We start from the raw sequence: 20,716 nt of genomic DNA, 5'->3' as shown, positions 1-20,716 counted from the left end.
CCTACCGGGCGCGTTTGCGCCGGGGCTGGAGTTGAACCACGCGGAAGGGCTCTGCGCAAGGTGGTACCCGCCACACTCGCCGCGCGGAAACAGTTCAGCGGCCATGTCGGCCTGCCTCACCGGGGCCGGAATCCGCCGGGGGCGTCTGGCCTGCCGGGGGTTCGTCGGTCGGGTCGGTGCCCGCGTCCAGCGCGTCCCACAGCACGCGCTCGGACAGCTGCGGCGCGGACCCGCCGTCCGGGGACTGCGCGCGCCGTTGCGTGACCTCGGCCGTGGCGGCGGCGCGCCGGAAGACCGGGTTGTCGTACTTACCGGACAGCCGCGCCGACTCGGCGGGCATGCGGGCCAGCAGCGCGCCCGCACCGAACGCGGCGATCGCGCCGAGCAGCGCCAGCACGGCGGGGAATGTCGACGTGGTCGCCGTCTCGACCTGTGCGCGCGCCGGGAGTTCGGCGAGCTTCGCGGCCCGCTCGGCGAGCTTGCCGGAATTGGTCAGCAGTGCGAACGCGGGCACCGCGGCCACCGCGGCGACCAACGCGATCAGCACGCCGACCACGCGGCGCAGCCAGCCCTTGGTGGCCAGCACGGCCGCGATCGAGGCGAGCAGGACAAGCGCCAAGGGAGTCAGTGCGCCGAACCACACGCCGCCGTTCAGATGATCGGTGCGGGGCTGGGTGAGACCGTCCGAGGAGGTGACCGTCACCCAGGTCATCCGGGACGACGCCCACAGCGCGGCGGCGGCGGCAGCGAGCAACGCCACCGGGGCAACGGGGTAGTTGCGGCGCGAATCGCCTTCCGTGCCCGCGGATCCGGCCGCGGCGGAACCGTCCTCCGGCGCAATGGCTTCCGGCCGTGCGCTGTCCGGGGCCGGTTCCCGTGCCCGGCCCGGTTCCGCTCCGGGATCGGCAGCCGTCATCGCGCTCCGCCGCCCGCCGCACCGGGTTCCGTGCCGTAGGCCCGCATCGTTTCGGCCGCCGCGATCGCCTTGAGCACCGCCATGGCCTTGTTGCGCGATTCCACGTCCTCGTACTCCGGATCCGAGTCCGCGACGACGCCCGCACCCGCCTGCACGTAGGCCGTGCCGTCCTTCAGCAACGCGGTGCGGATGGCGATCGCGGTATCGGCGTCACCGGCGAAGTCCAGATACCCGACGACGCCGCCGTAGACGCCGCGCCGGGTCGGTTCGAGCTCCTCGATCAGCTCCATCGCGCGCACCTTGGGGGCGCCGGACAACGTGCCGGCGGGGAAGCACGCCCGCACCGCGTCCAGCGCGATCCGGCCGGGCGCCAACCGGCCCGACACCGTCGACACCAGGTGCATGACATGGCTGTAGCGCTCGATGTGCCGGTAGTCGGTGACGCGCACGGTGCCCGGCTCGCACACCCGGCCCAAGTCGTTGCGACCGAGATCGACGAGCATGAGGTGCTCGGCGTTCTCCTTCTCGTCGGCGAGCAGACCCTTCTCCAGCAGCACGTCCTCCTCCTCGGTGACGCCGCGCCAGCGGGTGCCCGCGATCGGATGCGTCGTCGCCACACCGTCTTTCACGGTGACCAGCGATTCCGGGCTGGAACCGACGATGGAGAACGCGGTGCCGCCCGCGCCGTCCGGGATGTGCAGCAGGTACATGTACGGGCTCGGATTCGACGCGCGCAGCATCCGGTACAGGTCGATCGGCGCTCCGCCGTAATCCATCTCGAAACGCTGGGACAGCACCACCTGGAACGCCTCGCCCGCCTCGATCTCCTTGACCAGGCGGCGCACGCCCGCGCCGAACTCCTCGGTGGTGCGCTGGCGCCGGTACCGGGGCTCGGGCCGGTCGAATACCGACACGGTGGAGTCGGCGGGCGCGCCGAGCGCCGCGGTCATCCGGTCCAGCCTGGCCACCGCGTCGTCGTAGGCCTCGTCGACCCGCTCGGCGGTGCCGTTCCAGTTCACCGCGTTGGCGATCAGCGTGATCGCGCCCTCGTGGTGGTCGAACGCGGCCAGATCGGTGGCCAGCAGCAGCACCATCTCCGGCAATCGCAGATCGTCCAGCGCCAGGTTGGGCAGCCGCTCGATCCGGCGCACCGCGTCGTAGCCGAGGTATCCGACCATGCCGCCGGTCAGCGGCGGCAGTCCGGGCAGACGCTCGGTGCGCAGCAACTCCAGCGTCTCGCGCAGCGCGACCAGCGGATCACCGCCGGAGGGCGCGTCGGCCGGGACGCTGCCCAGCCACGCCGCCTCGCCGTCCACGACGGTCAGCGCCGAGGGGCTGCCCGCGCCGATGAACGACCAGCGCGACCACGACCGGCCGTTTTCCGCGGACTCGAACAGGAAGGTGCCCGCTCGGTCGGCCGCGAGCTTGCGGTAGGCCGACAGCGGAGTCTCCGAATCCGCCAGTACCTTCCGGGTGACCGGGACCACACGGTGCTCCGCGGCCAGCTGATGGAACTGTTCGCGGGTCGTCGTGGTGGGAGTGGACGCGCCTGGCATGCACTCATCATCCCAGGCCGGACCGACCGGGAAGTGAGCGGTGCCGGTGACGCGAGGAGGGAGGCGACAAACCCGACAAATCAGGTCGACCGTCCGGTCTCCACGCGGTCGCCGGAGGTGTGGCGGCGATCACTACACTCGCGGCGTTCCACGTTGCATGCGGTATCCATCTCGAGAGGAAACAACTGATGTACCCCTCGCAATCGGTAGCGCCCGAGGGCCCTCGGCACGTCGCGGGTCACAGCGTCCCGCGCCTGCACGCCCCGCGGACAGCGGGCCCGGGTCATCCCGCCTACCAGCAGAGCGCCCCGGCCAACGCGCTCGCGTCCTTCGTCACCTACGTCAAAGCACTGGAGTCCCTCGACAAGAACCGCTTCCCCGACGAGTACGCCGTGCACAGTGACCGCATCAAAGAGCTGCGGCCGTTCCTGCGGGCCCACGGCATCCTCGATGTGATGACGATCAAGAACCCCGAGGTGGCGGCACTCATCGGCGCGTAGCCGCCCTGCTCGAGGCTCGTGCCCGATTCATTGCCGCCGCAAGGCGCCGCACGGCGGGCACGAGCGACAGGTCCCCGCGGACGAAATACCCGATTCGACCGGCCGCGCGGTAGTGTTCCCGGGTATGCAGCAAGGACAGCTCGCCCCTGATTTCGAGCTTCCCGATCAATCCGGCACTCCCCGCTCGCTCGACGCCCTGCTGGCGGACGGCCCTCTGGTCCTCTTCTTCTATCCCGCGGCGAATACCCCCGTCTGCACGGCCGAGGCCTGCCATTTCCGGGACCTCGCCGCCGAATTCGCCGCGCTCGGCGCCACCTGCGTGGGCATCAGCACCGACAAGGTGGACACTCAAGCCGGGTTCGCCGAGAAGCAGCGCCTCGGCTACCCGTTGCTCTCCGACGCAGACGGCGCCGTCGCCGCGAAGTTCGGGGTCAAGCGCGGACTGCTCGGCAAACTCGCACCGGTGAAGCGGCAAACGTTCGTCATCGACACCGACCGCACCATTCGCAAGATCATCACCGGCGAGCTGCGCGCCGCCGTGCACGCCGACGAGGCACTGAACTACCTGCGCAGTCGGTAGTCCGCGCGCCGTGGCCGCTGCTCGACAAGGGAGCGGCCTAGGCTGGACGCATGACTTCGACCGAGCTGCAGCCGGGCGAGCGCAAATCCACGGCAGCCGTCTGGCGCACACGACTCATCCTCGGCGCCGCGGTCCTCGCGGTCCTGGTCGTCGCCTACTTCGTCCTGTCCGCGTTCATCCCGCGCTGGTGGGCGCAGCGGGTCGGGTCGATGGTGCACGGAAGCTTCGCCAAGGGCATCGGCTGGGGCCTGTTCTTCGGCGGATTCTGTACCGTCGTCACACTTTTCCTGTTGTTGTTCGCCGTGCTGGTGTGGCGGCGCAAGGCGGGCCGGTTCCTGGCCGGAGCGGCCGCGGTCGTGGCGGTCCTGTGCGCGATCCCCAACTTGATGACGCTGACCATCGTCCTGGGCAACAGCAGCGCCGCCCACGCGGGTGAGCGGACCCTGGATGTCGACGCGCCCGCGTTCCGCGGGGCCGCGCTCACCGGCGCCGTCATCGCGACCTTGCTGTTCCTCGTCGCCGTGGCGCTGTTGCTGCTGCGCAGGTGGCGGCGCACGCACCCGGCCACGCCGAAGGCCGAGGACACCCCGCCGCGACAGGTGTGAGTGAACTCACCGCATGCAGCATCTTTATGACGGTCGAGCGAAGTCGTGGCAAACTCGATGTCGCGGGTGACTGTGCACAAGTTTTTCGACAATCACTAGGACAACGAACAAAACCACGTCACTTGGCTTGAAAGAAGGCACACAGTGACGAAGTGGCTCGACCCGATCGAACAACGCGCTTGGCGTGCGATCGTGGCGCTGATGACGCGGCTGCCGAGCGCTCTGGACACCCAGCTGCAGCGCGAGTCCGGCGTGACGCATTTCGAGTACTGGGTACTGACGTTGTTGTCGGAGGAACCGGGCCACCGCCTGCAGATGAGTGAGCTTGCCCACAAGGCAAATGCATCGCTATCGCGGCTGTCGCACGTGGTATCCAAGCTGGAGCGCATGGGCTGGGCGCAGCGTTCGGCGACGGCGGGGCGGCGCGGCGTGCACGCCGTACTCACCGACGACGGATACCTGAAGGTTGTCGAGGCCGCACCCGGATATCTGGAGGCCGTGCGGCACTTGGTCTTCGACGGCTTGGACGACGCACAGAAGGCGCAGGTCGCCGACCTCGGCGAACTGCTGGCCGAGCGGCTGGCCGACGCACTCGACCGCCTCGGCGAGCTAACGCCCGCTAGCCGGGACGATCAGCGGCCCAGCGGTTCCTGAGCGTACCTCCGCCTTCGCTCCGGCCATGCGCGGAGCTGAGGACGGACTGCGTCCGACAGCGCCCGCTATGCGTACCTCCGCCTTCGCTCCGGCCGTGCGCGGAGCCGAGGACGGACTACGCCCGACAGCGCCCGTTTATGCGTACCTCCGCCTTCGCTCCGGCCAACCGCCCCGTCCCTCCGCCGGTTCAGGATTGCGCGCCCAGGAGCACATCCGAGTCGAAGCAGGTGTGTGTGCCGGTGTGGCAGGCCGCGCCTTCCTGGTCGACGATCAGCAGGATCGTGTCGCCGTCACAGTCGAGCCGCACTTCGTGCACGTACTGGGTGTGGCCGGATGTCTCCCCTTTGACCCAGTACTGCCTGCGGGAGCGCGAATAGTACGTGGCCTTGCGGGTTTCCAGGGTGCGCGCCAGCGCCTCGTCGTCCATCCACGCGACCATCAGCACGTCGCCGGTGGCGCGTTCCTGCGCGACGGCCGAGACCAATCCGGCGTCGTTGCGCTTGAGACGGGCGGCGATGGCGGGGTCGAGACTCATAGCACCGTTATAACAGGGGCGCCCGCGAGCGGGCGCGACCGGAGTGCGCGATCAGCCCACGCGGGAGCGCTGGAGTTCGCCGAGCACCTCCAAGGTGCGCCGCTGGTCCTCCGGGGTGGTCAGGTCGGTCTGCGCGAACACCACCTCCGTCGCGCCCGCCGCGAAGTACTCCGCGACGCGGGCCGCGATCAGTTCCTCGTCGCCGATCACCACGAGTTCCGCCGCCCGCGACGCGCCGGACAACTCGATCACCCGCGCATAGGACGGGATGTCGTCGTAGAACGCCGTCTGGGCCGCGGCGGCCGCACGGGCGGCGTCGAGGTCCGCGGTGACCACGCCGGGGACCAGGACGGTGATCCGCGGCGCGGGGCGACCGGCCCGCTCGGCCGCCGCGGTGACGGGTGCGACGATGTGCTCCTCCAGCGCCTTCGGGCCGACCAGGTAGGGCAGGGTGCCGTCGGCCAGCTCACCGGTGACGCGCAGGGCCTGCGGGCCCATGGCAGCCACCAGGATCGGCGCGGGCGGACGCGCCCCGGCCACCGCGGCGGGCAGCGGCGCCGCGGCGGTGAGCGTCTCGCCGTGGAAATCCACCGTGCCGGTGTGCAGCACGGTGCGCAACGCGGTGAGGAATTCGCGCAGCCGGGTGATCGGCCGGTCGAAGGATCCGCCGAACACCGGTTCGGCGAGGAATCTCGCGCCGAGGCCGAGCCCGAGGGTGAACCGGCCTCCGGTGGCCGCCTGCGCGGTCTGCGCCTGACTGGCGATCAGCAGCGGATGGCGGGCGGTGATCGGCACCGCGGAGGTGCCGACCGTCAGTCCGGGCACGGCACGGCCGACGATCCCCGCCAGCGCGATGGCGTCGTAGCTGAGCCGCTGGCCCAACCACACGGACGAGATTCCGGCGGCGGCCGCCGCCGCACCCAGCGCCACCGCCGTGTCCACGGCGTTGCCGGTGGCGTCGATGGCGGACGGCGACAGCACGATTCCGATGGTCATGGCCGATGCAACCGCACCGAGACCACCCGCCTTCCTGCGCGGCGGATTTCCGCCATCGCTACCGGATGACGATCTTTTCCGCCCGCATCGATTCCTTGACCTGGCCGATGGTGAGATCGCCGAAGTGGAACACACTGGCCGCGAGCACCGCGTCGGCGCCCGCGTGCACCGCAGGGGCGAAGTGCTCGACCGAGCCCGCGCCGCCACTGGCGATCACCGGGACGGTGACCGCCGCCCGCACGGCGCGGATCATCGGCAGGTCGAAACCGGCTTTGGTGCCGTCGGCGTCCATCGAGTTCAGCAGGATCTCGCCGACACCGAGTTCGGCGCCGCGCACGGCCCATTCGACGGCGTCGATGCCGGTGCCGCGTTTGCCGCCGTGCGTGGTCACCTCCCACCCGGACGGGGTCGGCGGCTGCCCGTCCGGCACGGTGCGCGCGTCCACCGACAGCACGATGCACTGGGAGCCGAAGCGCTCGGACATCTCGCGCAGCACTTCCGGCCGCGCGATCGCGGCGGTGTTCACCGAGACCTTGTCCGCGCCCGCGCGCAGCAGGCGGTCCACGTCCTCGACCGTGCGCACCCCGCCGCCGACGGTGAGCGGGATGAAGATCTGCTCGGCGGTGCGGGTCACCACGTCGATCATGGTGCCGCGGTCGCCGGTGGAGGCGGTCACGTCGAGAAAGGTCAGCTCGTCGGCGCCCTGCGCGTCGTAGAGGGCGGCCAGTTCGACGGGATCGCCCGCGTCGCGCAGGTTTTCGAAGTTGACGCCCTTGACCACGCGGCCGGCGTCGACGTCCAGACACGGGATCACCCGTACGGCCAACGTCATTGCCTCACCCTTTCTCCGCGGCCGCCGGGTCGGCGACCGTGCAGATCATGTCGAGCAGTTCCTCGTGCACCCCCGGCGCGGCCGCGAGCACGGAGCCGGAGCCGATGGTCCACGGCCTGCCCACCAGATCGGTGACCACTCCGCCCGCCGCGCGCACCAGGGCGACGCCCGCCGCGTTGTCCCAGGGGTGGTGCCCGAACACGATCGCGCCGCCGAGCACGCCCGAGGCGGTGAACGCAAGATCGATGCCGGTCGAGCCGTGCATGCGCACCCGGGAGGACAGCCTGCTCAGCGGACCGAGCAGGTCGAAGCGGAATTGGCCGGGGATGCGGCCGTGCGAGTCGACGTTGAACGCCCCGAAACCGATCATCGCCTCGGCCAATTTGCCGCGCGGCAGGGGCGGCAGCGGTCGCCCGTCCAGCAACACGGGGCCTCCGGTCATGGCGGCGTAGCGGCGGCCGAGCAGCGGCAGCCAGGTCAGCCCGAGCACCGGCTCACCGTCGCGCACCAGCGCGAGCAACATGCCGGACAGTGGATGCCCGGACGAGTAGTTGAAGGTGCCGTCGATCGGGTCGAGCACCCATGCGGTGCCCGAGGTGAGCTGCGGCCCGCCGAATTCCTCACCGTGCACCTCGATGCCGGTGCGCCTGCGCAGCTCGGCGGAGACGGTGCGCTCCAGTTCCAGGTCCAGCTCGGTGGCAAAATCGTTGCGGCCCTTGGCGACCGCGCTCGGCGCGCCGATGCCCTCGATGAACCGTGGGCGCACCGAGTCCAGTACCTCGCTCGCCTCCGCGAGCAGTGTCGACAGCGACTGGCTCATCTCACCGCGGCCAGCGCCTCGGGCAGGGTGAACCGGCCCGCGTAGAGCGCCTTGCCGACGATCGATCCCTCGACGCCTTCCGGCACCAGTTCGGCGATCGCGACCAGGTCCGCGATGGTGGAGACGCCGCCGGAGGCGATGACCGGGGCGTCGGTGGCCGCGCAGACCTCGCGCAGCAGGTCCAGGTTCGGGCCGGTGAGGGTGCCGTCCTTGGTCACGTCGGTCACCACGTAGCGCGAGCAGCCGTCGCGCTCCAGGCGCTCGAGCACCTCCCACAGGTCGCCGCCGTCGCTGACCCAGCCGCGTCCGCGCAGCCGGTGCTCGCCGTCGACGATGCGCACGTCGAGGCCGATGGCGATGCGCTCGCCGTGCCGGGCGATGGCCTTCGCGCACCAGACCGGGTCCTCCAGCGCGGCGGTGCCGAGGTTGACCCGCGCGCAGCCGGTGGCCAGGGCGGCCTCCAGGCTTTCGTCGTCGCGGATGCCACCCGAGAGCTCCACCTTGACGTCGAGTTCGCCGACGACGCCCGCGAGCAGTTCCCGGTTCGAGCCGCGCCCGAAGGCGGCGTCCAGGTCGACCAGGTGCACCCATTCCGCGCCGGCTTCCTGCCAGGCCAGCGCTGCCTCACGAGGCGAGCCGTAGCTGGTTTCGCTTCCGGCTTCTCCTTGCACGAGGCGCACGGCCTCTCCGTTGGCGACATCGACGGCGGGTAGCAGCACAAGACTCACGAGAGCAGCCTAGTGGTTACCCGGCCGCGTCCGAGTGCAGGGCCTGGGCGGATGGGACCTCGATCACCCTGCCCCTGCTGGCCCTCCCGCTGGCCGCACTCACCGCCGCCACCGCGACGCCGACGGCGGAAGTGCGCGAACTGCTGGACCGCCAGCAGATCACCGCTCTGGTCGACCGCCTCGGCCGCGCCTTGGACGAGGGACGCTTCGAGGACCTGCGGGCGATCTATACCCCCGACGCGACGGCGAAGACGCCCGGCGGCACGGCGGAGGGCCGCGACGCGCTGATCGCCCAGGCGAGCCGCAACCACGCCGAGCACCTGCGGATCCAGCACGTCATCGGCAATGTGCTGATCGACCTGCGCGGCGATACGGCGGAGGTCAGGGCCAACCTGATCGCCACCTTCGCGCTCGCCGCCTCCGGCGGGACGGTCCCGCAGCCGGTCCCCACCCTCGGCGAGGTATACCGCTTCGACGCGGTGCGCACCGGCGAGGGCTGGCGCCTGTCCCGGGTGGCGACCACCCCGATCTGGTCCACCGGCACGCGCCCGTGATCAGCGCCCGAGATCGCCGCGGTCCGGGCGGCTCGGGCGGTATCGTCTCCGCTCGGCGATCACCTCCGGTCGCCGCTTCCATTTCGCACCGAGGAAGTGCATGTCACGATCCAAATTCGCTGCCGCTCTTTCCCTTTCGGCAGCCGCCTGCTCCGCGGCCTTCGTCGCCGCACCAGCCGCCACCGCCGCGCCGCCCGAGGAGGCGCGCCTGGCAGGATGCGAATTCGGTTTCGCGGCCGGGACCTACGACTACGCGCGGTTCGGCGACCACGCCCGGCGGATGCTCGACCTCAGCACCGGGGAATTCCGATCCGAGTTCGAGAACTTCCGCGCCAACATCCAGTCGAGCGCGGAGGCGGCGCACATCCGCGCCGAGGCCAACTCGGCCGATTGCCGCATCGTCTCCGGTGACGACAACCGAGCCGAAGTGGACGTCGATGTGGTGCGGACGGTGACCAGCGACGAGACCGACGGTCTCCCGCAGACCAACCGCATGTCGATGACCGTGACGGTGGACCGCGTCGACGGGCGCTGGCTGGTCAGCAAGGTCCGCAAGCACTGACCGGGCGGCCGGTCCCGCGCTCGGTGCGCGGGACCGGTCTACAGCGCGTTCACCCAGTTGCGCAGCAGGTGGGCGCCCGCGTCGCCGGACTTCTCCGGGTGGAACTGGGTTGCCGACAGCGGGCCGTTCTCCACCGCCGCCAGGAACGGCACCCCGTGCTCGGACCAGGTCAGCTTGGGCGCGGCGAAGTGCTCGCTGGGCGGCAGATCCCAGGTCTGCGCGGCGTAGGAGTGCACGAAGTAGAACCGGGTGTCGGCGTCGAGTCCCGCGAACAGCACGCTGTCGGACGGGGCGGAGACGGTGTTCCACCCCATGTGCGGCAACACCGGCGCGGACAGCCGTTCGACCGTGCCGGGCCATTCGGCGCATCCGTCGGTCTCCTCGCCGAACTCGACGCCACGCTCGAACAGGATCTGCATGCCGACGCAGATCCCGAGCACCGGACGCCCGCCGGCCAGCCGCTGACCGATCAGGCGCTCGCCCCGCACCCCGCGCAGTCCCGCCATGCAGGCGGCGAACGCTCCGACGCCGGGCACGACCAGACCGTCGGCGGCCAGCACCGCCTCCGGGTCCGCGGTCACCTCGACCCGCGCGCCCGCCCTGGCCAGCGCCCGTTCGGCGGAGTGCAGATTGCCGGACCCGTAGTCGAGCAGGGCCACGGATTTGGCGGTCACAGCGTTCCCTTCGTCGACGGGATCCCGCTCACCCGGGGATCGAGCTCCACCGCGGTGCGCAGCGCGCGCGCCACCGCCTTGAATTCGGCCTCGGTGACGTGGTGCTGGTCGCGGCCGTAGAGCACCCGCACGTGCAGCGCGATGCGCGCGTTCAGCGCGATCGACTCGAAGACGTGGCGGTTGAGCACCGTGGAGTACGGCGCTCCGGGCCCGGAACCGGGAATCACCGTGTGCAGCAGGTGATCCGGCTCCCCGGTGTGCACGCAGTAGGGGCGGCCGGACACGTCGACCGCGGCGTGCGCCAGCGTCTCGTCCATCGGGATGTAGGCGTCGCCGAACCGGCGGATGCCCGCCTTGTCGCCCAGCGCCTTGCCGAGTGCTTGCCCGAACACGATCGCGGTGTCCTCGACCGTGTGATGCGCCTCGATCTCGATGTCGCCCTCCGCGCGCACGGTCAGGTCGAAGCTCGCGTGCGCGCCGAGCGCGGTCAGCATGTGGTCGTAGAAGGGGACGCCGGTGGCGATCTCGGTCTTGCCGGTGCCGTCCAGGTCCAGCTCCACGACGATGCTGGATTCCTTGGTGACCCGCTCCACCCGGGCGGTCCTACTCATGCTCACGTCCAATCGAGTTGTCGCCGACGGTTGTCCGGCGCCGGTTCATCGCGGTGCCAGATCGGTGCCCGCCAGCAGCGCGCTGACCCGCAGTAGTTCGTCGTTCTCGGCGGCGAGGCCGATCGTGGTGCGCAGGTAGCCGGGCAGGCCGACATCGCGGATCAGCACGCCGTGCTCGAGATAGCGCTGCCAGCTGGCCGCCGCGTCGGTGAAGCGGCCGAACAGCAGGAAGTTGGCATCACTGGGGATCACGTCGTACCCGAGCTCCCGCAGTGCCGCCGCCACCCGGTCGCGCTGCGCGGCCAGTTCGGCGACGCTGTCGAGGGTCTCGTCGGCGTGCCGCAGGGCCGCGCGCGCGGCGGCCTGGGTGACCACCGACAGGTGGTAGGGCAACCGCACCAGCAGCATCGCGTCGATCACCGCGGGGGCGGCGACCAGATAGCCGAGCCGCCCGCCCGCGAAGGCGAAGGCCTTGCTCATCGTCCTGGTCACCACGAGTTTCGCGGGGAACCGGTCGATCAGCCCGATGGCGCTGGGCCGCGCGGAGAACTCGCCGTAGGCCTCGTCGACCACCACGATGCCGGGGGCGGCCGCGAGAATGCGCGCCAGCTCCTCCTCCGGGATGCTGTGCCCGGTGGGATTGTTCGGGCTGGTCACGAACACCACGTCCGGCCTGCGCTCGGCGATGGCGGCCAGTGCGTGCTCGATGTCGAGGGAGAAGTCGGCGTTGCGCTTGGCCTCGATCCACTCGGTGTCGATGCCCTCGGAGATGATCGGGTGCATCGAGTAGGAGGGCACGAAACCGAGGGCGCTGCGGCCCGGCCCGCCGAAGGCCTGCAACAGCTGCTGCAGGATCTCGTTGGAGCCGTTGGCCGCCCAGACGTTGCCGGTCTGCACCGCGACGCCGGTCTGCGCGGTCAGATACCGCGCCAGGTCGGTGCGCAGCGCGACGGCGTCGCGGTCCGGGTAGCGGTGCAGGTCCGCGGCGGCCGCCCGGATCGACTCGGCGACATCGTCGATCAGCGCCCGGCTCGGCGGATGCGGGTTCTCGTTCGTGTTCAGCTGCACGGGGACCGTCAATTGCGGTGCGCCGTACGGCTTCTTGCCGCGCAGGTTCTCCCGCAACGGCAGCTCGTCCAGGGTCAGGTCCGCGCCGGGCGCGCTCGCCGCGCGCGTCACGACAGGGCCTCGAAACGCGCCTGCACGGCCTGCCCGTGCGCGGGCAGGTCCTCGGCATTCGCCAGCGCCACCACGTGGCCCGCGACATCCTTCAGCGCCGCCTCGGTGTACTCCACGACGTGGATTCCCCGCAGGAAGGTCTGCACGCTCAGGCCGGAGGAGTGCCGCGCGCAGCCCGCGGTGGGCAGCACGTGGTTGGAGCCCGCGCAGTAGTCGCCGAGGCTGACCGGCGCGTACGCGCCGACGAACACCGCACCCGCGCTGCGCACCCTGGCCGCGACCGCGGGCGCGTCGGCGGTCTGGATCTCCAGGTGCTCGGCGGCATAGGCGTTCACCACGCGCAGACCCTGCTCGATGTCGTCGACCAGGACGGTGCCGGATTGCTTGCCGCGCAGCGCCTCGCTCACCCGGTGGGCGTGTTTGACCACGGCCAGCTGCGTGGTCAGCGCCACGTCCACCGCGTCGGCCAGGTGCTCGCTGTCGGTGACCAGCACGCTGGCGGCCAGGACGTCGTGCTCGGCCTGGCTGATCAGGTCGGCGGCGACGTGCACCGGATCGGCGGTCGCGTCGGCGAGGATGGCGATCTCGGTGGGCCCCGCCTCGGCGTCGATGCCGACCAGGCCGCGGCACAGGCGCTTGGCCGCGGTGACGTAGATGTTGCCCGGCCCGGTGATCAGATCGACCGGTTCCAACTGCGCGCCGTCGGTGTCGACGCCGCCGTAGGACAGCAGCGCGACGCCCTGTGCCCCGCCGACCGCCCAGACCTCGTCGACGCCGAGCAATTGCGCCGCGGCCAGGATGGTGGGGTGCGGCAGCCCGCCGAACTGCGCCTGCGGCGGTGAGGCCACCACGAGTGAGCCGACGCCCGCGGTCTGCGCGGGCACCACGTTCATCACGACGCTGGACGGGTAGACGGCGTTCCCGCCCGGCACGTACAGGCCCACCCGCTCGACGGGCACCCAGCGCTCGGTGACGGTGCCGCCGGGGACCACCTCGGTGGTCTTGTCGGTGCGCCGCTGGTCGGCGTGCACCTTGCGCGCCCTGGCGATGGATTCCTCCAGCGCGGCGCGGACCGCCGGATCCAGCCGCTCCAGCGCTGCCTCCAGCTCCGCCGCGGGCACCCGCACCGTCGCCGGGATCACCCCGTCGAAGCGCTCGCTGAACTCCAGCGCCGCCGACACACCGTGATCACGGATCGCCTCGACCACCGGACGCACCTGATGCAGCACCGAGTCCACGTCGACTCCCCCGCGCGGCAGCGCGGCGCGCAGCTCGGCGACGGAGGGAGTACGACCGCGCAGATCGACGCGGGCGAGCTCGATGCGGGTTGTCATGTGGTGTCGATCCTTGTCTCCAGCGGATTCCGCAACAGGAAAGTTGCCGCTACCAGCCTAATGGGCCGACGCCAGCCGTTATCCGCGTGGTCCGGGCGGCGGGGGCGCGTCCGATCCGTGTGCGCAGGTCCGGGCACCAGGGGGGTTCTCGCGGTCCACCGAGATGTGGCGTCGCTCTCGTCGATCGAAAAACGCTTCGCGGATGTCGCCTGTCACGGGTGGCGAGATCCAGCGCAGCGTTGTGCCCGAACGTCAGCGGGTGTCGCTGTCGATGAGGGAAGACCCGTTGCCGGGGTTGATCAACCGGAGCGTCACCGACTTGTTCCGGCCGCCATAGGTCACGCTGGCGACATTGACGTCCACCGAACCGTCCGCGTTGGTGCCCGAACCGCCACCGGCCGCGTCGACCGTGTTGAACCCCGTGACCCGGTTCTGCGTCCAGTAGTCCTCGAAGGCCTGCTGGCTGCCGTATACCTGCTGGGCAGCTGGGGTCAGCTGTTTCCAGGCAGCGGAGAAACTCAGGTACGTGAGGTTGTTGTAGAAGTTCACCACCAGATCGATGGATTGCCGCGGATCGGCCTTGCCGACGCTCTTCGTCTCGCCCACCGCGGCGGCGGCCGACGTGGTGTTGCCACCTGGGCGGGTCGACGCCACCACCGACGAGGTGCTGCCCTGCGCGGCGCTGGTGCCCGAGCCCGACGAACTCATCATGTTCACCGTGATGGCCACCACCACGGCGACCGCGCCGATCAACGCGCCGATCAGGATCGCACGCCGTTTGCCGCCCGATCCCTGCCGCTGCACCGGGCGCGGCTGCGCCATGGTGCGCGGATGCGCCGCGGTGTCCGGCTGCACCGGCGGCGCGGGGGCGGGACGGGGACGCGGCTGGCGTTCGGTCGGCGTGTAGGGCGCCGAGGCCATCGCCGAAGGCCGCAGCTCGCGGGTCGCCGATTCGGACTGGCCCGCCCTCGGCCGGGCGAACGCCTCGCTGGCGGGCACGAACCCGGCGGCCACCGGGGCAGGCCCCGCGTCGGCGAACGCCGCGAGGTGCTCGCGCGCCGCCCGCATGCTCGGACGCTCGCGCGGCTCGGGGCTGAGCAGGTCGAGCAGGAAATCCGTCGCGGGACCGGCGTTGCGCGGTTCGCTCAACTGACCGTTCGCGGCGGCGTAGAGCACCGCGAGCGGATTGGAGCCCGCGCCGTAGGGCGGTTCGCCCTCGAGCGCGTGGAACAGCGTTGCGCCCAGCGCGAACACATCGGAGGCGGGGCTGGGATCGGAGCCGCGGGCGACCTCGGGGGCGAGGTAGGCGGCGGTACCGCAGATCAGGCCGGTCTCGGTGAGCGTGACGTCGCCGGTGGCGCGCGAGATGCCGAAGTCGGTGATCTTCACCGTGCCGTGATCGTCGAGCAGGATGTTGCCCGGTTTCACGTCGCGGTGCACGATGCCCGCCTGGTGCGCGGCGATCAGCGCCGAGGCGACCTGCTCACCGATCCGCGCCACCTGGGTCAGCGGCAAGGTGCCCTGAGCGGCGATCACCGCGGCGAGGCTCTTGGACTTGAGGTACTCCATCACCAGGCAGGGATCGCCCTCGTGCTCGGTGATGTCGAACACGACGATCGCGTTCGGATGCTGGAAACGGGCGGCGTTGCGCGCTTCTCGAATCGCGCGCTGGCGCACCACGTCGCGTTCGGCCTCGGGCAGGCTCGGCTGGATGTGGATCTGCTTGACGGCCACGGAGCGCTGGAGGCGTTCGTCGACGGCACGCCAGACCACGCCCGTGCCGCCGCTACCAATCCGCTCGACCAGGCGGTAATGCTCCGCGATCAACTGACCGGTATCGATGGCGCCTACTCCGAACCTTCTCGAAATCGTGACATCCCGCATATTGATTACTCAAGCGGTCCGGGGATGAGTGTAGCGGGCGCTGGAATGCTCGCACGCGTCAGCCGTGCCTTCTCGCCGCCCGGAATCGCCCGAAACGGACTATCCGCGGGCCCGCAGCATCCGGCCGGCGGCGTCCACCGCGGGCGCCGAACTGCCCGCATCGCTGATGAACACGGAAAAGGCCAGGTCGCCGTCGATGCCGACGAACCAGCCGTGCGCGTGCGCGTCGTCGATGTACTCGGCGGTGCCGGTCTTGCCGAGCAAGCCGGGAATATCGCGCAATTGGGTCGCCGTGCCGCCGGTGATGGTCTCGCGCATCATGGCTTTCAGCTGGTCGTCGACCTGCGGCGGCAACGCTTCCGAGGTGCGGTCCGGAGTGCCCGGCTTGCCCGCGACGACGGCGGGAGCGGGCACCGCGCCGCGGGCGATGGACGCGGCGACCAGAGCCATGCCGAACGGCGACGCTGTCACCTGCCCTTGACCGATCGCCGACTCCACACGTAACGCGGAGGTATCGGCCGCTGGCACCTTCCCCGTGACCGTGGTCAGGCCCGGTGTGACGTAATCGATGCCGAGCCCGAGTTGTGCGGCTGCTTTCGTCAGCGCGTCGGCGGGCAATTGCACGGCGAGGGCGCCCATAGTGGTGTTGCACGACCGGGCGAACGCGGTGTGCAGCGGGACCGAGCCGAGATCGAAATTGTTGTCGTTGGGGATGCGGCGACCTTCGATGTTCGCGGTGCCGGGGCAGGGCAGCACGGTGTCGGGCGTGACGGCGCCCGCCTGCAACGCGGCGGAGACGGTGACCGTCTTGAACGTCGAACCCGGCGGGTAGAGGCCGGTCAGCGCGATCGGGCCCTGCCCGTCGGCGGCGGCGTTCTGCGCGATCGCGACGACCTCGCCGGTCGACGGCCGCAGGGCGACGATGGCGGCGGGCTGGGCGATCGGGGCGAGCGCCGCCTCGGCCGCGCGCTGCAAGCCGAGATCGAGAGTGGTCGCGATGTCGGCGGTGGGCGTGGGATCCGTGCCCGCGACGCGCTCGGTGCCCTGGGGCGTCTGCGCGCGCACGGCCCACCCGGCGTGCGCGTCGGCGGACTGCTGCCACAACTCGGCCAGTCCGGACAGGGTCGGGGCGGCCAGAGCCTTGTCGGTCGTCAGCAGGCGGGTCTGCGGCGAGAGGGTGACTCCGGGCAGCGCGCTCAGACGGTCTCGGATCGGGGCGAGGTCGGTCTCGCGCAGGGTGATCGCGGTGATCGGCTTGCCTTGCGCCGCGGCCAGTTCGGCTTGCACCGACTGGGGGGTGAGACCGGGCGCGAGGGGACCGAGCAGATCCGCGACCGCGGGGAGGTCGGCACCGGGGCCGACGTTCACCAGCGTGACGATCTGCTCGGTCATCAGCTCGCCGCCCGCGGCATCGAGGATGCGGGCCGGTTGCGGGTAGACCCTGCTGTAGCTCAAGGGCCCCGCGGCGAGTCCGGGGGCGACCGTGGCGGGATCCCACTTGACCCGCCATCCGTTCCCGTCGTCGCGCGCGGTGCCGTTGGTGGTGTAGGTCCACTCCGATTTGCCGTCCGCGCCCAGCTTCCAGCTGGCGGCCAAGGCGAAGCCGTTCTCGTCGACCGAGCGGACTTCGAAGCGCACGTCCTTGCCGAGCCCTTCGTACAGCGCGCCGAGCGTGTCGGCGGCCACGGCCGGATTGTCGGTGAGCGCGGCCGCCGCGGCGATATCGTCGTTGTTCAACGCCTCGGCGAACTGCCCGGCCACGGTGTCGGGCTGATCCGGGCCGGACGAGCAGGCGGCGAGCACGAGCAGCGGTGCGGCGAACAGGACGAGGGCTTTCCGGTTGGTACGCACCCCGACGACCCTAATGGGCGTCGTCGGACATCGTCCGTCCACAGCCCGCGCGCGGCCCTCGCGAGGTCAGTCGCGGGACCACGCACCCTGTGCGAGCGCGGCGGCATCGGCGTCGGTGAGGTCGATGTCGAACACTTCGGCCAGGATCTTCGGCAATTCGGTTGGCTCCAGTTCCCTGGTGTCGCTCGTGCCGTCCGGGTACTCGGTGACGAGCGTGGTGCCGTCCAGCACATGGTGCACGTCCGGGTGGAACCGCTGTGTATACGGCCGGGTGGTGAACGGGGAACGCGGCGAGGTCGACACGAAGTGGTTGCCGACGGCGTAATCGATTCCGTACTGCGGATTCAGGGTGAAGCTGTACCGGTCGATCCACCCGTCACGGCCGAATTGGTGCAGCACCCACAGGTCGGAATCCAGCTCGCCGCGCTTGCTCTCCAGCCGGAACTGCCATTCGCCGCCGGTGAACGCGCCCGCGGACAATTCGAACGGCACGAGCGGTCCGGCGCCGAAACCGACGTCGCACAACCAGGCCCGGTCGTCGTCGGCGGTCGTCACGCGCAGCAAGGCGTGGGTGGCGGGCCGCAGCGCCGTCCCCGCGCCCATGCTCACGCGCCCGCTGAGGCCGGTGACGCCGAAACCGAGCCGTTCCAGCGCCGCCGCGAACAGTCCGACGTTCTCGTAGCAGTAGCCGCCCCGGCGGCGGCGCACGAGTTTGTCCTGCAAGGTCGCCAGGTCGAGCGGGATCGACCGGCCCAGGATGATCTCCAGGTTCTCGAACGGGATGGAGGTGGTGTGCGCCCGCACCAGTTCGTGCAGCGTCCGGACGGTCGGGGCGCGCTCGCCGTCGAAGCCGATGCGCGCCAGATAGGCGTCCAGATCGAGATCCGCTCCGTTCCAGTGGTAAGCCGGGTCGGCGGGCTTGCTCATCGCGTCCTCACTTCGTCGTCGGTTCTCTCGGACAACAGCGCCGAGAGGCGATCGTGTTCCCGCACGCCGCGCACTTCGCGCCCGGCGGGGCAGGCGGTGCGGGTGACGACGCCGTGCACAGACGAGTACCGGAGATGCTTGTCGCATGGCCGGATGATGTCACGTCCTCAGCGCGTCACAGCCGCGCGGCGCAAGCGCGCCACGACGAGCCCTCCACCCGCGGCCGCGGCGAGGCCGACCACCACGCCGAACGCGATCACCCCAGTGCTCAATCCGTAAGCGTCGCCGAGGAATCCGGCGGCCAACGGCAGCACCGCGGCCGGGAGATAGCCCCCGACGTTCTGCGCGGCGTTGGCCTCGGCCAGCCGCTCGCCCGGAACGCTCGCACTGATCGCCGTCAGCCCGCCGAACTGGCCGAGCCCCTGCCCGGCACCGGCGAGCACGGTGGCCGTCACGAACAGCGGAAGCGAGGTCGCGACCAGCGACAGCACCAGCGCGGCCATGCTGCTCACGGTCGCGACCGCGCCGCCGAGCAGGATGGCGCGCACGCCGAACCGTCGCGCCGCGAACTGCACTCCGGTGGCGGCCAGGAACATCGCGAACGCCACCGCACCGGCGAGCACCCGGTCGGCGACGCCGAGCAGGTGTGCCAGCACCGACGGCCCCAGCGACAGGACGAACGACGTCGCGGTGATGCCGGGTCCGAACACCGCGACGCCGAGCAGCACCGCGGTGCGGCCTTCCCGGGCGACGGACGGGATCCTGATCCACGGGCCGCGCCCTCCGGAACCGGCGGGCAGCGGCAGCCGGGCCACCACCACGAAGCCCGTGACCAGCACCGCGATCTCGACCAGAAAAACGGTCACCGTCGGGCCTGGCGCCGCTTCGGACAGGACGCCCGCCAGCAAGGGCCCACTGCCTGCCCCGAGCACCATCGCCGTGGAGGCGGCCAGCGCGGCGACTCGTTTGCGGTCGGGCCCGCCCACATCGGTGACCGCCGCCATCCCCGCCGACACCGCCGCGCCGACCGCGAGGCCGGTCAGCAGGCGCGCCGAGGCCAGCAGCACGACCGACTGCGCGACCGCGAACAGCACACAGGCCGCCATCGCGGCAGCCACCGCGGGCAGCAGCACCGGCTTGCGACCCACCCGGTCCGACACCACGCCCGCGACCAGCAGCGCACCGAGCAATCCGGCGATGTAGCAGGCGAACACCGCGGTGAGCGTCCCGGCGGAGAAGCCGATCTCCCGCTGCCACACCACATACAGCGGGGTCGGCGCGTTCGACAACACGAACACCGCGAACACCGGCCACGCCGCCGACCACACCGAACGGCCGCCGGTTCGCGCGGCTTCCGCGCGTGGCCCCGTCACCGTCGATACCATCACCACTCCCTTGGTTCGAATTTTCTCGTACTAGTACGACAATAATCGAACTTAGCCCCTAGTACGATAGAACTCGTACAAGCTGTCCGAATTCCGAGGAGACGCGATGCCAGCGGCCACCGACGCCACCGCCGTGCTGCCCGAGCCGGACCGCGCCGACCTGCGGCTCGACCACGTGCTCGCCGCGCTGAGCGATCCGCTGCGCCTGGCCATGGTCCGCAAGCTGCTGCTGGACTCCCCCGACACCGACCGGCCGTGCTCCTGGTTCGGCATCGATCGCCCCAAATCCACGCTGACGCATCACTTCCGGGTCCTGCGCGAGGCAGGCGTCACCCGGCAGCGGCGCTACGGACTGGAGCGCCGCAGCCAGGTCCGCCTCGAGGATCTCGAAGCGCGCTTTCCCGGCCTGCTCGACCTGGTGCGCGCCTGGGAGCCCGAGGACTGATCCCGAACTTCGGGGGGGAGGACCCGGCGTGCGTGCCCTGGCTCCGGAGCGCTTCGGCCTCTGATCCGACGGAGTGAACGTTAGGATTCGCCTATGCGTTCGATTGATGCCGCCGAGCGGCGCGCTCGGCTGGCGGTGCGACACCGGCTGGCCACCCGGGAGCGGACCGGGCAGGTCGCGGAGATCGCTCGCTCGCTGGTCGCCCTGCACGCGACCGATCCGGCGACCGTGTTCCTCTCCGTCGCGGCCCGCGCCGAGGGGCTGACGCCCGCGGACGTCGAACAGGCCCTCTACGACGACCGTTCGCTGCTACGGATGCTCGCCATGCGTCGCACCATGTTCGTCGTGCCGGTGGAGCTGGTTCCCGTTCTCCAGGCTTCCTGCGCGGACGCGCTGGCGCACAAGCAGCGGCGCACCTACGGCAAGTACCTGGAGCAGGCGGGGATCGGGGACGGCGATGTGCGGCGCTGGTGGGCGGAGGTCGAGACCGAGACGCACAAGGCATTGCTCGATCGCGGCGCGGCCACCGGCGCGCAACTCGGCAAGGACGTCCCGCGTCTGCGCACCCAAGTGAACACCGCACCGGAC

General features: G+C 70.9%; 23 protein-coding genes. 8 read left to right on the top strand and 15 right to left on the bottom strand.

What is annotated here, in order from left to right; translation table 11 throughout:
• Positions 1-94: 94 nt before the first annotated feature.
• A complete protein-coding gene (locus ON21_RS09550) occupies positions 95-916 on the bottom strand; it encodes a TIGR02234 family membrane protein (protein ID WP_083880504.1) in 822 nt (273 codons plus the stop codon).
• Entirely contained in the window at positions 913-2,472 is a 1,560-nt protein-coding gene (locus ON21_RS09545; protein ID WP_039797260.1) for an anthranilate synthase component I, read from the bottom strand. The genes ON21_RS09550 and ON21_RS09545 overlap by 4 nt, the downstream gene beginning before the upstream one ends.
• Positions 2,473-2,660: 188 nt before the next feature.
• Here ON21_RS09545 and ON21_RS09540 point away from each other — a divergent pair, with 188 nt between their 5' ends.
• From ON21_RS09540 to ON21_RS09525, 4 genes are all read left to right on the top strand, one after another.
• Positions 2,661-2,972 (top strand): hypothetical protein, encoded by a 312-nt coding sequence (locus ON21_RS09540; protein ID WP_039797358.1) that lies wholly within the window; start codon positions 2,661-2,663, stop codon positions 2,970-2,972.
• Positions 2,973-3,096: 124 nt separating this feature from the next.
• Positions 3,097-3,552: a peroxiredoxin gene (locus ON21_RS09535; RefSeq protein ID WP_039797259.1), complete on the top strand. Its 456-nt coding sequence runs from the start codon at positions 3,097-3,099 to the stop codon at positions 3,550-3,552.
• 50 nt (positions 3,553-3,602) lie between these two features.
• Positions 3,603-4,157: a hypothetical protein gene (locus tag ON21_RS09530; RefSeq protein ID WP_039797258.1), complete on the top strand. Its 555-nt coding sequence runs from the start codon at positions 3,603-3,605 to the stop codon at positions 4,155-4,157.
• Positions 4,158-4,358: 201 nt separating this feature from the next.
• Complete coding sequence (locus ON21_RS09525; RefSeq protein WP_083880515.1) at positions 4,359-4,811, top strand: MarR family winged helix-turn-helix transcriptional regulator; 453 nt, start codon at positions 4,359-4,361, stop codon at positions 4,809-4,811.
• A 187-nt stretch (positions 4,812-4,998) separates the two neighbouring features.
• On the opposite strand, the gene hisI is transcribed toward ON21_RS09525, so the two are convergent.
• From hisI to priA, 5 genes are read right to left on the bottom strand one after another with little or no spacing between them, the layout of a single operon-like run.
• A complete protein-coding gene (gene hisI / locus ON21_RS09520; protein ID WP_039797256.1) occupies positions 4,999-5,346 on the bottom strand; it encodes a phosphoribosyl-AMP cyclohydrolase in 348 nt (115 codons plus the stop codon).
• 51 nt (positions 5,347-5,397) lie between these two features.
• A complete protein-coding gene (locus tag ON21_RS09515; RefSeq protein WP_039797255.1) occupies positions 5,398-6,342 on the bottom strand; it encodes a TIGR03564 family F420-dependent LLM class oxidoreductase in 945 nt (314 codons plus the stop codon).
• 58 nt (positions 6,343-6,400) lie between these two features.
• Entirely contained in the window at positions 6,401-7,174 is a 774-nt protein-coding gene (gene hisF / locus ON21_RS09510; RefSeq protein ID WP_039797254.1) for an imidazole glycerol phosphate synthase subunit HisF, read from the bottom strand.
• 4 nt (positions 7,175-7,178) lie between these two features.
• On the bottom strand, positions 7,179-7,994 hold the full coding sequence (locus ON21_RS09505; RefSeq protein WP_039797253.1) for an inositol monophosphatase family protein: 816 nt from the start codon (positions 7,992-7,994) through the stop codon (positions 7,179-7,181).
• Positions 7,991-8,722 (bottom strand): bifunctional 1-(5-phosphoribosyl)-5-((5-phosphoribosylamino)methylideneamino)imidazole-4-carboxamide isomerase/phosphoribosylanthranilate isomerase PriA, encoded by a 732-nt coding sequence (priA, locus tag ON21_RS09500; RefSeq protein WP_039797252.1) that lies wholly within the window; start codon positions 8,720-8,722, stop codon positions 7,991-7,993. Before priA ends, ON21_RS09505 begins: the two co-directional genes overlap by 4 nt.
• A 131-nt stretch (positions 8,723-8,853) precedes the next feature.
• On the opposite strand from priA, the gene ON21_RS38300 reads away from it, so the two are divergent.
• Together ON21_RS38300 and ON21_RS09490 are read left to right on the top strand one after the other, a co-directional pair.
• Positions 8,854-9,276, top strand: a complete 423-nt coding sequence (locus ON21_RS38300) for a nuclear transport factor 2 family protein (RefSeq protein ID WP_051020573.1) — start codon at positions 8,854-8,856, stop codon at positions 9,274-9,276.
• 100 nt (positions 9,277-9,376) lie between these two features.
• Positions 9,377-9,838, top strand: a complete 462-nt coding sequence (locus ON21_RS09490) for an Rv1363c family protein (protein ID WP_039797251.1) — start codon at positions 9,377-9,379, stop codon at positions 9,836-9,838.
• 38 nt (positions 9,839-9,876) lie between these two features.
• Here ON21_RS09490 and hisH read toward each other — a convergent pair whose 3' ends face one another.
• The 8 genes from hisH to ON21_RS09450 all read right to left on the bottom strand — a co-directional run bounded on the left by hisH (position 9,877) and on the right by ON21_RS09450 (position 19,671).
• On the bottom strand, positions 9,877-10,512 hold the full coding sequence (hisH, locus tag ON21_RS09485; RefSeq protein ID WP_039797250.1) for an imidazole glycerol phosphate synthase subunit HisH: 636 nt from the start codon (positions 10,510-10,512) through the stop codon (positions 9,877-9,879).
• Complete coding sequence (hisB, locus tag ON21_RS09480) at positions 10,509-11,123, bottom strand: imidazoleglycerol-phosphate dehydratase HisB (protein ID WP_039797249.1); 615 nt, start codon at positions 11,121-11,123, stop codon at positions 10,509-10,511. Before hisB ends, hisH begins: the two co-directional genes overlap by 4 nt.
• A gap of 45 nt (positions 11,124-11,168) precedes the next feature.
• Positions 11,169-12,302, bottom strand: coding sequence for a histidinol-phosphate transaminase (locus tag ON21_RS09475; RefSeq protein ID WP_039797248.1), 1,134 nt, complete (start codon positions 12,300-12,302; stop codon positions 11,169-11,171).
• On the bottom strand, positions 12,299-13,636 hold the full coding sequence (gene hisD, locus ON21_RS09470; RefSeq protein WP_039797246.1) for a histidinol dehydrogenase: 1,338 nt from the start codon (positions 13,634-13,636) through the stop codon (positions 12,299-12,301). The genes ON21_RS09475 and hisD overlap by 4 nt, the downstream gene beginning before the upstream one ends.
• 252 nt (positions 13,637-13,888) lie before the next feature.
• Entirely contained in the window at positions 13,889-15,463 is a 1,575-nt protein-coding gene (locus ON21_RS09465; RefSeq protein WP_039797245.1) for a serine/threonine-protein kinase, read from the bottom strand.
• Between the two features lie 156 nt (positions 15,464-15,619).
• Entirely contained in the window at positions 15,620-17,371 is a 1,752-nt protein-coding gene (locus ON21_RS09460) for a penicillin-binding transpeptidase domain-containing protein (protein WP_051020571.1), read from the bottom strand.
• Positions 17,372-17,437: 66 nt separating this feature from the next.
• Entirely contained in the window at positions 17,438-18,298 is an 861-nt protein-coding gene (locus ON21_RS09455; RefSeq protein ID WP_039797243.1) for an arylamine N-acetyltransferase family protein, read from the bottom strand.
• A 167-nt stretch (positions 18,299-18,465) separates the two neighbouring features.
• Positions 18,466-19,671, bottom strand: a complete 1,206-nt coding sequence (locus ON21_RS09450; protein WP_245562521.1) for an MFS transporter — start codon at positions 19,669-19,671, stop codon at positions 18,466-18,468.
• A gap of 118 nt (positions 19,672-19,789) precedes the next feature.
• Between ON21_RS09450 and ON21_RS09445 the strand changes: the two genes are divergently transcribed.
• Both ON21_RS09445 and ON21_RS09440 read left to right on the top strand, forming a co-directional pair.
• Positions 19,790-20,128: an ArsR/SmtB family transcription factor gene (locus ON21_RS09445; protein ID WP_039797240.1), complete on the top strand. Its 339-nt coding sequence runs from the start codon at positions 19,790-19,792 to the stop codon at positions 20,126-20,128.
• Between the two features lie 93 nt (positions 20,129-20,221).
• The coding region (locus ON21_RS09440; RefSeq protein ID WP_039797354.1) for a DNA glycosylase AlkZ-like family protein at positions 20,222-20,716 on the top strand (495 nt) is incomplete at its 3' end.

The sequence above is a fragment of the Nocardia araoensis NBRC 100135 genome, assembly GCF_000308435.1.
GTDB classification, from domain to species: domain Bacteria; phylum Actinomycetota; class Actinomycetes; order Mycobacteriales; family Mycobacteriaceae; genus Nocardia; species Nocardia araoensis.
The sequence above is the reverse complement of the archived record's forward strand: the minus strand, read 5'-3'. Positions and strand labels throughout refer to the sequence as shown.